The sequence below is a fragment of the Zestomonas carbonaria genome, from assembly GCF_904061905.1.
In the GTDB taxonomy this organism is placed as follows: domain Bacteria; phylum Pseudomonadota; class Gammaproteobacteria; order Pseudomonadales; family Pseudomonadaceae; genus Aquipseudomonas; species Aquipseudomonas carbonaria.
The window spans coordinates 65,256-75,254 of the sequence record NZ_CAJFCI010000052.1 but is presented as its reverse complement, the minus strand read 5'-3'; the positions used below and the strand labels follow the sequence as shown (position 1 = coordinate 75,254).

At 65.1% G+C, this 9,999-nt stretch carries 14 protein-coding genes; 9 read left to right on the top strand and 5 right to left on the bottom strand.

Features of this window, described 5'->3' with window-relative positions:
- Nucleotides 1-82 precede the first annotated feature (82 nt).
- The 7 genes from PSEWESI4_RS13155 (at nucleotide 83) to tsaA (ending at nucleotide 4,414) form a co-directional block, all read left to right on the top strand.
- Complete coding sequence (locus PSEWESI4_RS13155) at nucleotides 83-448, top strand: thiol-disulfide oxidoreductase DCC family protein (protein WP_187671654.1); 366 nt, start codon at nucleotides 83-85, stop codon at nucleotides 446-448.
- Between the two features lie 170 nt (nucleotides 449-618).
- Nucleotides 619-945, top strand: a complete 327-nt coding sequence (locus PSEWESI4_RS13150; protein WP_187671653.1) for a DUF2834 domain-containing protein — start codon at nucleotides 619-621, stop codon at nucleotides 943-945.
- A 76-nt stretch (nucleotides 946-1,021) separates the two neighbouring features.
- A complete protein-coding gene (locus PSEWESI4_RS13145) occupies nucleotides 1,022-1,528 on the top strand; it encodes a GNAT family N-acetyltransferase (RefSeq protein ID WP_187671652.1) in 507 nt (168 codons plus the stop codon).
- A gap of 51 nt (nucleotides 1,529-1,579) precedes the next feature.
- Nucleotides 1,580-1,993 carry a GNAT family N-acetyltransferase gene (locus PSEWESI4_RS13140; protein WP_210768849.1) on the top strand — a complete coding sequence of 138 codons (414 nt, stop codon included), beginning with the start codon at nucleotides 1,580-1,582 and terminating at the stop codon, nucleotides 1,991-1,993.
- 63 nt (nucleotides 1,994-2,056) lie between these two features.
- The gene (locus tag PSEWESI4_RS13135) at nucleotides 2,057-2,764 is read left to right on the top strand and encodes an rRNA pseudouridine synthase (RefSeq protein ID WP_187671650.1); all 708 of its coding nucleotides are present in this window, start codon (nucleotides 2,057-2,059) and stop codon (nucleotides 2,762-2,764) included.
- Nucleotides 2,765-2,893: 129 nt separating this feature from the next.
- Nucleotides 2,894-3,664, top strand: coding sequence for an SDR family oxidoreductase (locus PSEWESI4_RS13130; protein WP_187671660.1), 771 nt, complete (start codon nucleotides 2,894-2,896; stop codon nucleotides 3,662-3,664).
- A 39-nt stretch (nucleotides 3,665-3,703) separates the two neighbouring features.
- Nucleotides 3,704-4,414, top strand: coding sequence for a tRNA (N6-threonylcarbamoyladenosine(37)-N6)-methyltransferase TrmO (tsaA, locus tag PSEWESI4_RS13125; protein ID WP_187671649.1), 711 nt, complete (start codon nucleotides 3,704-3,706; stop codon nucleotides 4,412-4,414).
- On the opposite strand, the gene PSEWESI4_RS13120 is transcribed toward tsaA, so the two are convergent.
- Nucleotides 4,396-4,764, bottom strand: a complete 369-nt coding sequence (locus tag PSEWESI4_RS13120) for a cupin domain-containing protein (RefSeq protein WP_187671648.1) — start codon at nucleotides 4,762-4,764, stop codon at nucleotides 4,396-4,398. The two genes, tsaA and PSEWESI4_RS13120, sit on opposite strands and share 19 nt — an antisense overlap.
- A gap of 210 nt (nucleotides 4,765-4,974) precedes the next feature.
- Nucleotides 4,975-5,754 (bottom strand): ferredoxin-NADP reductase, encoded by a 780-nt coding sequence (gene fpr / locus PSEWESI4_RS13115; RefSeq protein WP_187671647.1) that lies wholly within the window; start codon nucleotides 5,752-5,754, stop codon nucleotides 4,975-4,977.
- Nucleotides 5,755-5,873: 119 nt separating this feature from the next.
- Here fpr and PSEWESI4_RS13110 point away from each other — a divergent pair, with 119 nt between their 5' ends.
- A complete protein-coding gene (locus tag PSEWESI4_RS13110; protein WP_187671646.1) occupies nucleotides 5,874-6,800 on the top strand; it encodes a LysR family transcriptional regulator in 927 nt (308 codons plus the stop codon).
- A gap of 255 nt (nucleotides 6,801-7,055) precedes the next feature.
- On the opposite strand, the gene PSEWESI4_RS13105 is transcribed toward PSEWESI4_RS13110, so the two are convergent.
- Together PSEWESI4_RS13105 and erdR are read right to left on the bottom strand one after the other, a co-directional pair.
- On the bottom strand, nucleotides 7,056-7,421 hold the full coding sequence (locus PSEWESI4_RS13105) for a diacylglycerol kinase (RefSeq protein ID WP_187671645.1): 366 nt from the start codon (nucleotides 7,419-7,421) through the stop codon (nucleotides 7,056-7,058).
- Nucleotides 7,422-7,498: 77 nt separating this feature from the next.
- A complete protein-coding gene (gene erdR, locus PSEWESI4_RS13100; RefSeq protein ID WP_187671644.1) occupies nucleotides 7,499-8,149 on the bottom strand; it encodes a response regulator transcription factor ErdR in 651 nt (216 codons plus the stop codon).
- A 79-nt stretch (nucleotides 8,150-8,228) separates the two neighbouring features.
- Here erdR and PSEWESI4_RS13095 point away from each other — a divergent pair, with 79 nt between their 5' ends.
- Nucleotides 8,229-9,200 carry a DMT family transporter gene (locus PSEWESI4_RS13095; RefSeq protein ID WP_187671643.1) on the top strand — a complete coding sequence of 324 codons (972 nt, stop codon included), beginning with the start codon at nucleotides 8,229-8,231 and terminating at the stop codon, nucleotides 9,198-9,200.
- Here the strand turns inward: PSEWESI4_RS13095 and PSEWESI4_RS13090 are convergent.
- Nucleotides 9,184-9,924: a tRNA-uridine aminocarboxypropyltransferase gene (locus tag PSEWESI4_RS13090; protein WP_187671642.1), complete on the bottom strand. Its 741-nt coding sequence runs from the start codon at nucleotides 9,922-9,924 to the stop codon at nucleotides 9,184-9,186. The genes PSEWESI4_RS13095 and PSEWESI4_RS13090 overlap by 17 nt on opposite strands.
- Nucleotides 9,925-9,999 lie beyond the last annotated feature (75 nt).

Genomic DNA, 9,999 nt, shown 5'->3' with positions numbered 1-9,999 from the left:
AGGGCTGGGGGAGGGGCGGACTATCCCACCATACGCAGACCTCCCCACCTATACTCCCCCCATCAACCACCCGCCAGCCGCCATGCCCCTCAAGGTCTACTACGACGGCGCCTGCCCACGCTGCGTCGCCGACCGCCGCCGCTACGAACGGCTCAACACCGACCGATGCGAACCGGTGGAATGGGTCGACATCACCGACCGCGACGAGGAACTGCGCGCCGCCGGCATCGATCCCCACGCCGCGTTGACCGAGCTCCACGTACAGGACGAACAGGGGCACATCCACCGCGAACTGGACGCCTACATCCTGCTGATGCAACGCACGCCCCTGCTCCGCCCCCTGGCCTGGCTGCTCACCCTGCCCATTCTCCGTCCGCTGCTCTCCAGGGCCTATCGCCACAGCGTGCTACGCCGCCTGCACAGGGAAGGACGGTTGCCACCACACTGAACCGATCCCACGCAAGCCGCACAGGAAAGATCACGGGCGAAAAATCTCATATCCTCCTCCCATGGAGAGCCCATGATCACCGGCCCACTGCTCCTGATCGCCTCGAACTGGACAATTCGCTGGCATGAAGAGCTAATCCATATGGCTGCACCAACACCAAGGAAGGAAAAATGAAGGAAACAGCACTACCGCTCGCGACCTTGATCGCGTTTTCCGCCTACACGATCCACGTCATGCTCAACGCGGAACAATCCCTGATCCAGTTCGGCATCCAGCTCATGTCCAGCCCCGACACGGCCCAGGTAGTGATCGACCTCTACATCCTCGCCGCACTCGCCTGCATCTGGATGTACAACGATGCCAAGGCCCGCGGGAAGTCCATCGGCTATCTGCTCCCGTTCTTCGCGATGACAGCAATATTCGTTTCTGCCGGGCCGCTTCTTTACCTCGTGATAAAAGGCTTCTCAAGAGAGAAAGCACACCTCACCGAACAGTGAAAAACCCATCTTTCATACGCTACCTACAGGCGCTACTGCTCAACGAAACAAGCATCAGCACTCAGAGCCTTACACGATGAATATCAACATCCGCCAGGAAGCCCCAGCCGACGCGCCAGCCATCGGCGCTGCAACGATTTCCGCATTTCTTCATGCTCCGCACACGAGCCACACAGAGCAGTTCATCGTCAAGGCCTTGCGGAAGGCCGGGGCGCTTTCGGTTTCCCTGGTCGCAGAGGTCGACGGAACTCTTGTGGGTCATGTGGCCCTATCCCCAGTCTCCATATCCGACGGTGCAACCGGCTGGTTCGGCCTGGGCCCTATCTCCGTCGCGCCCGAATACCAGGGGCGTGGCATTGGCTCTCGCCTCATGCAGGAAGCACTCGAAGCTCTGCGACAGCGCGAAGCCGCAGGCTGCGTTGTGCTCGGCGACCCGGCCTACTATTCCCGCTTCGGCTTCAAGCCCGAGCCGGGCCTCGTTCTTCCTGGCGTCCCAGCCGAATACTTCCAGGCGCTATCGTTAGGGCAGCCCTTGCCGCAAGGCACCGTCAAGTACCACGAAGCATTCGACGCACAGGGCTGATCCGGGTACAGGCGCATGCGAATAATGGAAGTCTCCCCCACCGAAGCCCCCATGGACCTGCTGCTGGAAGCCGATCCGTCGCGGGAAAAGATCGAGGGCTACCTGCCCCGCTCCCGATGCTTCGTCGCGACCCTCGACGGGGCACCAGCGGGTGTCTATGTCGTGTTGGAAACAGCACCGGCCGAGTACGAGTTGATGAACATCGCGGTGGCGCCGCACCTGCAAGGCAAGGGCATCGGCACCACGCTGCTCAGGCACGCCATCGCCACCGTCCGGGAGCTGGGCGCCCGGCGTCTGGAAGTAGGCACCGGGACCTTTGGCCATCAACTGGCCTACTACCAACGGGAAGGCTTCCGGGTCAGCCGTGTCGACAGGGACTTCTTCCTGGAGAACTACCCGGAGCCCATTTACGAAAACGGCATCCAGCACAAGGACATGCTCAGGCTCGTGCTGGAATATCGGTGATGGATGCCTCCGCCCAAGCCTCTTCCCGATTACAATGGCCGCCCTCCTTCTGCGGTTACCGTCATGTCCGAACCCACTCGCCTGTCCAAACGCATCGTTGAACTGACCGGCTGTTCGCGCCGCGAGGCGGAGCTGTATATCCAGGGTGGCTGGGTGACGGTCGACGGCGCGGTGGTGGAAGAGCCCCAGTTCAAAGTGCTGGACCAGCACATCGCCTTGCTTCCCGGCGCGGCGCCAACGCCGCTGGAGCCGGTGACGCTGCTGCTCAACCTGCCGGTCGGCTTCGCGGACAACGCTATCAGCCTGATCGACGCCACCAACCGCTGGGCCGAGGACCGCTCCGGCATCCGCCCGCTCAAGGGGCACCTCAGCCACCTGAGCGGCGCCCTGCCCCTGCAGCGTCAGGCCGGCGGGCTGCTGGTGTTCACCCAGGACTGGCGCACCCGGCGCAAGCTGACCGAGGACGGCGCCCGGCTGGAGCAGGAATACGTGGTCGAGGTGGCGGGCACGATCGTCGCCAACGGCCTGGAACGCCTCCGGCGCGGCCTGCGGCTCAAGGGCAAGGAGCTGCCGCCGGCCAAGGTCAGTTGGCAGAACGAAACCCACCTGCGCTTCCCGCTGAAGAACCCGGAGCCGGTGCAGATCGTCGCCATGTGCGAGGCGATCGGACTGCGCGTGCTGTCGATGAAGCGCATCCGCATCGGCGGCGTGCCGATGGGCAAGCTGCCGGTCGGGCAGTGGCGCTACCTGGGCGCCAACGAACGTTTCTAGCCGCCCCGCGCCGACGCAGCCTCCCCGGCCTGCGGATACGTCGCCATTCTCCATCTGGATAGTGCTCCGCCGGCCCGGGTCGCGAGGCTACAGTGGCCGCCATCCATGGTCAGCACCAGCGAGGTCGGCATGCATCCCTACTTCAGTCTTGACGGACGTATCGCCCTGGTCACCGGCGGTACCCGAGGTATCGGCAGGATGATCGCCAAGGGCCTCGTCGAGGCCGGCGCGACGGTCTACGTCTGTGCCCGGGACGCCACGGCCTGCGTGGAGACAGCCAGGGAGCTGAGCGCCTTCGGCGAATGCCGCGGGATCGCCGCCAACCTGGCCAGCGAGGGCGGTGTCCAGGCCCTGGCCGCACAACTGGCGGGCGAAATCGGCCAACTGGATATCCTGGTCAACAATGCCGGCACCACCTGGGGTGCACCGTTGGAAAGCTACCCGGTATCGGGCTGGGAGAAATGCATGCAGCTCAACGTCACGTCGGTGTTCAGTTGCATCCAGCAACTGCTGCCGTTGCTGCGCAAGGCCGGCAGCGCGGAGAACCCGGCGCGGGTCATCAATATCGGCTCGGTGGCGGGCATCTCCTCGTTCGGCGAACAGGCCTACGCCTACGGGCCGAGCAAGGCGGCGCTGCACCAGTTGTCGCGGATGCTGGCCCGGGAGCTGGTGGGCGAACACATCAACGTCAACGTGATCGCCCCCGGACGCTTCCCGAGCAAGATGACCCGCCACCTCGCCCAGGATGCCGACGCCATGGCCCAGGATTGCGCGCATATCCCGATGCGCCGCTGGGGCCGCGAAGAAGAGATGGCAGCCCTGGCGATCAGCCTGGCGAGCACCGCCGGCGCCTACATGACCGGCAACATCATCCCCATCGACGGCGGTTTCGCCCTGTAATCGGTTAGCATGGCGGCGTTTTCCTGCCGGTCCTCCGCCATGCCCTACTCCGTCTCCCCCATCGGTTTCGTCCGCTCCTGCTTCAAGGAGAAGTTCGCCATTCCCCGCCAGCCACAACTGGCCCCGGCGGCGCGTGGCGTGCTGGAGCTGGTGGCGCCGTTCGACCGCCCGGAGGCTGTCGTGGGCCTGGAGCAGGTCAGCCATGTCTGGCTGCTGTTCCTGTTCCACCAGGCGCTGGAGGACAAGCCGCGCCTCAAGGTGCGCCCGCCACGTCTGGGCGGCAACCGCCAGCTCGGCGTGTTCGCCACCCGCTCCACGCACCGGCCCAATGGCATCGGCCAGTCGGTGGTGAAGCTGGAGAAGATCGAACCGGGGCGGTTGTGGCTGTCCGGCATCGACCTGCTGGACGGCACGCCGGTACTGGATATCAAGCCCTACGTGCCCTACGCCGACAGCGTCGCCGGGGCGTACAACGGCATTGCCGAGCAGGCGCCGGAATCGATTCCGCTGGACTGGAGCGAAGAAGCGCTGGCCGCCGCGCGCCACCATGGCGAACGGCTGGGCGAGCCGCTGGTGGCGCTGATCGAGCAATGCCTCGCCCAGGACCCGCGCCCCGCCTATCAGCAGCCGTCCCCCGAGCGCCTCTACGGCGTTCGCCTGTGGGACGTGGAGGTGCGCTGGCACTACCCCACACCGGGGCGTATCCGGGTACTGGAAGTGGTGCGTGGCGATCAGTGTGCGCGGGCGTAATCGACCATTCCCTGGAAATCCACCACCACCGCCGGCTCATCGCCGACCACCCAGGCATCGTGGCCTGAAGGCAGCAGGGAGACCTCGCCGGGATGGCATTCCAGCTCCTGGCCATCGTCCATCAGGATCCTGAGCACTCCGGAGACGTGATACTGGAAGTGCGGCGCCTCGCAACTGCGGGTGCCGGCCAGCGGCTGCACCGAGGTCGCCCAGTGCCAGCCCGGCTCGAAGACCGCGCGGCCGATCATGGCGCCTCCGATGGTTACCAGCTCCAGCCGCCCCTTGGGAAACTCGCGGACCTCGTCCGGTTTGTCGAAGCTCTTCAGTTCAACCCGTGCCGAGACGCTCATGGTGGACACCTCTCGCCAGCATGGAAACGCAGTTCCTCGCGGCCGGGTGCGACCTTCCGCCACCGGTCCGGCTGCGCTGTATTCAGCCTAATCCACGGCCGCGCCCCCCTTTCGACGAACGAGGAATATCGTCAGGCAGGACGGTTCTAAGGCTCCCATGAAAAAACCCGCCGATGTGGCGGGTTTTCTCAGCGGGCAACGGCGGATGCCTTACTTCTCGACGAAGGCACGCTCGATCAGGTAGTCGCCCGGCTCACGCATGCGCGGGGAGATCTTCAGGCCGAAGCTGTCGAGCACTGCGCTGGTTTCGTCCAGCATGCTCGGGCTGCCGCAGATCATCGCGCGGTCGTCCTGCGGGTTGATCGGCGGCAGGCCGATGTCCTCGAACAGCTTGCCGCTGCGCATCAGGTCGGTCAGGCGACCCTGGTTCTCGAACGGCTCGCGGGTCACGGTCGGGTAGTAGATCAGCTTGTTCTTCAGCGCCTCGCCAAAGAACTCGTTCTGGGGCAGGTGCTCGGTGATGAACTCGCGGTAGGCCACTTCGTTCACGTAGCGCACGCCATGGACCAGGATGACCTTCTCGAAACGCTCGTAGGTTTCCGGGTCCTGGATCACGCTCATGAACGGCGCCAGGCCGGTACCGGTGCTGAGCAGGTAGAGGTGCTTGCCGGGGTTGAGGTCATCCAGAACCAGCGTGCCGGTGGGCTTCTTGCTGATGATGATCTCGTCGCCTTCCTTCAGGTGCTGCAACTGGGAAGTCAGCGGACCGTCCGGCACCTTGATGCTGAAGAACTCCAGGTGCTCTTCCCAGTTCGGGCTGGCGATGGAGTAGGCGCGCATCAGCGGGCGGCCATTGGGCTGTTGCAGGCCGATCATCACGAACTGGCCGTTTTCGAAGCGCAGGCCCGGATCGCGGGTGCACTTGAAGCTGAAAAGGGTGTCGTTCCAATGGTGGACGCTGAGCACGCGCTCGACGTTCAGGTTGCTCATGCTGGCTTCCTCGGAAAATAAAGGCCTGCGCCCACTAAGGGCAATGGCGCGGAATTCTAGTAGCAGCGACAATATCTGTTAAGTGGATTATCAAGATATAGGTTATCGGTTATATAGATATGCGATTCACCCTCCGTCAACTTCAGGTCTTCGTCGCCGTCGCCCAACAGGGCAACGTCTCGCGCGCGGCGCAATCGCTGTCGCTGTCGCAATCGGCCACCAGCACCTCGCTGACCGAGCTGGAGCGGCAATCCGACTGCCTGTTGTTCGATCGCGCCGGCAAGCGCCTGAGCCTCAACTCCCTGGGTCGCCAGTTGCTGCCACAGGCAGTGGCGCTGCTCGACCAGGCCAAGGAGATCGAGCGTTTGTTGATCGGCAAGAGCGGCTTCGGCTCGCTGGACGTCGGCGCCACCCTCACCGTTGGCAATTACCTCGCAACCCTGCTGATCGGCAGCTTCATGCAGCGTCATCCGGAGTGCCGGGTGCGCCTGCACGTACAGAACACAGCCAATATCGTCCACCAGATCGCCCACTACGAACTTGATCTAGGTCTAATCGAAGGCGATTGCCAGCATCCGGAGATCGAGGTGCAACCCTGGGTCGAGGACGAACTGGTGGTGTTCTGCGCGCCCCAGCATCCGCTGGCCCGGCGCGGCGAGGCGACGCTCGAGGAACTGACCCGCGAGGCCTGGATTCTCCGCGAGCAAGGCTCCGGCACCCGGCTGACCTTCGACCAGGCCATGCGTCACCATCCAGGATCGCTGAACATCCGCCTGGAGCTGGAACACACCGAAGCGATCAAGCGCGCGGTGGAGTCCGGGCTGGGCATCGGCTGCATCTCGCGCCTGGCGCTGCGCGACGCCTTCCGGCGCGGCAGCCTGGTGGCGGTGGAAACCCCGGAGCTGGACCTGACCCGGCAGTTCTATTTCATCTGGCACAAGCAGAAGTACCGCACCGCAGCGATGCGCGAGTTCCTCGACCTGTGCCTGGAGCTGACCGCCGGGGTGACGCGCAGCGACGCGATCAGCCTGCCGCCGATTGCCTGAATCCGGACGCTCTTGTAGGGAGCGCCGCGCGCACCGATAGGAAACCGGCACGGCCCCACCCGATCACAAATAGCTTGCCGGCCGTTTCCGTGCGGGGACCTGGCTGGGATGTTGGATTTCCGCGCTCGCGGGAATGACGGGTTGCCGGGGGCATTTGGAGCGCTTGCATACGGAAATGCGGGTTGGAGCCACGTCATCCCCGCGAACGCGGGGCCCCAGAAAACACCCCCTAGAAAACGAAGGGCCCGCCAGTCATCACCCCAGCAGGATGACCAGCCAGACCACCGCGATCAGGCTCAGCGCGACGAACTGGGCGGCGCTGCCCATATCCTTGGCGTTCTTCGACAACGGGTGGTGGTCCAGGGAAATGCGGTCGATGGCCGCCTCCACCGCCGAGTTGAGCAGTTCGACGATCAGCGCCAGCAGGCAGGCGGCGATCATCAGCGCACGCTCGCCACGGCTGACGTCGAAAACGAACGCCAGCGGGATCAGCACCACATTGAGCAGCACCAGTTGGCGGAACGCCGCTTCGCCGGCGAAGGCCGCGCGCAGGCCAGCCAGCGAGTAACCACCGGCGTTGAGGATACGTTTGAGGCCGGTCTGTCCTTTGAAGGGCGACATAAAGTGCAACTACCGTGTCGAAAAAACGCCGCAGGCTAACCCTGTCGACGTCAAAAAAGCATGAAATCCCGATGCCGTCAGTTGCCGGGGATGGATTCCAGATGTTGTAGCAGCAATGCGGCCTGGGTGCGGGTGCGCACGCCCAGCTTGCGGAAGATCGCCGTGACGTGGGCCTTGATGGTCGCTTCGGAGACGTTCAGCTCATAGGCGATCTGCTTGTTCAACAGCCCTTCGCAGACCATGGTCAGCACGCGGAACTGCTGCGGAGTCAGGCTGGCAAGGCCGGCGCTGGCGGCCTTGGCCTCGGCGGAGACGCCGGCCACCTCGTGGGTCTGCGGCGGCCACCAGGCATCGCCGTCGAGCACCTGGCGCACGGCTTCCTGGATGGTTTCCAGGGAGCTCGACTTGGGAATGAAACCGCTGGCGCCGAATTCGCGGGAGCGCGCCACCACCGAAGCATCCTCCTGGGCGGAGATCATCACCACCGGGATCTGCGGGTACTGCCCGCGCAGCAGGACCAGCCCGGAAAAACCGTAGGCGCCGGGCATGTTCAGGTCGAGCAGGACAAGGTCCCAGTCGGCCTTCTCGCCCAGCCGGGCTTCGAGTTCGGCGATGCTGGCGACCTCGACCAGGCGAACGTCGGGGCCAAGGCCAAGGGTCAGGGCTTGCTGGAGGGCGCTGCGAAACAGAGGATGGTCGTCGGCAATCAGGATTTCATATGCGGCCATGGGCGGATCCTGTTCTTTTAATAATGGGGGCCGGAAGCGGCGCCCAGCATGCCGAGCGCGGCGGGGGTGGTCAAGCTCCATGCTTTACGGCACAGTTTACGGCTTTTCCGTCCGAGTCCGTTCCGTGAAACGCCAAGCCCTGCGCGCCGACCTGCTGATGCTCATCACCGCCATGATCTGGGGCAGCGCCTTCGTCGCCCAGCGCATGGGCATGGACCACATCGGCCCCTACCTTTATTCCGGCCTGCGCTTCGTCCTCGGCTCGCTGGTGCTGCTGCCGCTGTTGCTGCTGCGCCGACCAGCCGGGAGCGCGCCCCAGCCGCTCAACCGGGGCCTGTGGCTCGGCGGCGGGCTGATGGGACTGGCCCTGGCTCTGGGCATCAACTTGCAGCAAGTGGGTCTGCTGTTCACCAGCGTGACCAACTCCGGCTTCATCACCGGCCTGTACGTAATCATAGTGCCACTGCTCGGTTTGCTGCTCGGCCAGCGCACCGGCCTGGGCACCTGGCTGGGCGCCAGCCTGGCGGTGGTCGGCATGTTCCTGCTCAGCGTCGGCGAGAACTTCCACGTCGCCTCCGGCGACTGGCTGCAACTGGCCGGCGCCTTCGTCTGGGGTGCCCACGTGTTGCTGGTGAGCTTCTTCGCCAGCCGCTACGACCCGATCCGCCTGTCCGCCATCCAGTTCGCGGTTTGCGCAGTGATCAGCCTGCTGCTCGCCGTGGTGTTCGAGGACATCCAGTGGGCCGCGATCCGCGAGGCGGCGCCGGCGATCATCTACGGCGGCCTGATCTCGGTGGGCATCGGCTACACCCTGCAGGTGATCGCCCAGAAGGACGCTATCGCCTCCCACGCGGCGATCATCCTGTCCCTGGAGGCAGTGTTCGCCGCCATCGCCGGCGCACTGTTCCTCAGCGAATCCCTGCAGGCACGCGGCTACCTGGGTTGCACACTGATGCTCATCGGCATGCTGGTGGCGCAACTGTGGCCACGCAGGGTGCAGGCGCCCGAAGCAGACGCCACGCCCGCCGCGCGCACTACCCCAGGAAGCTGAGCAGGCGACTGTGCATCTCGTCCCGTGAGTCGAGCGGCAGGCGGTGCTTGGCGCTCAGGTAGTGCAGGCTGAACACGTCCAGGTAGGCATCCAGCGCCCGCGCCGCCTGCTCGTCTCCGGCCAGTTCGAGGCACAGGGCGGCCACTTCCGCGGTGCACAGGTGCTCCTCGCGCCTGGAGCGGCGCAGACGGTAGCGTGACACCTGCTCCGGCTGCAGGCTGAGCACCGGCAGGTGGTCGAGATAGGGGCTCTTGCGGAACATCTTGCGCGCCTGGGTCCAGGTCGCATCGAGCAGGATGAACAACGGGCGGCGGCCCTCCTCCACCCTCACTTCATCGACCACCCGCCCGGGCGCCGCGTACTCGCCGGGAAACACCACGCAGGGTTGCCACTGCGGGTCGGCGATCAAGGCAGGCAGGCGCGGGTCGACCTCCGTGCGCGACCAGCCGAAGGCGCTGGTGCGCTCCACCACGTCGGCGATCAGCCAGCCGGTATTGCTCGGCTTGAGCGCCTCGACATCGTGCATCAACAGGCACATGCCCGAACGGGAAGCCACCTGCGGGCGCCAGGCGCACAGGCAATAACCAGCCATCACCCGGCACTGCGGGCAGCGCTCGGCGCGCGAGCCACGGGCGACGAAAGGCTTGGTACAGCGGGCCAGGCGTTCGTCGCGCAGGCGAGCGACGGCATGGCGCTCGGCGAATGGGGCGAAAGAGTCGGACATCGAACGAGGCGAGCAGCAAGACGGGGCCGCACTTTAACAGAGCCACCTGCGGCGCGGCAGGCGTTCCGACGGGGC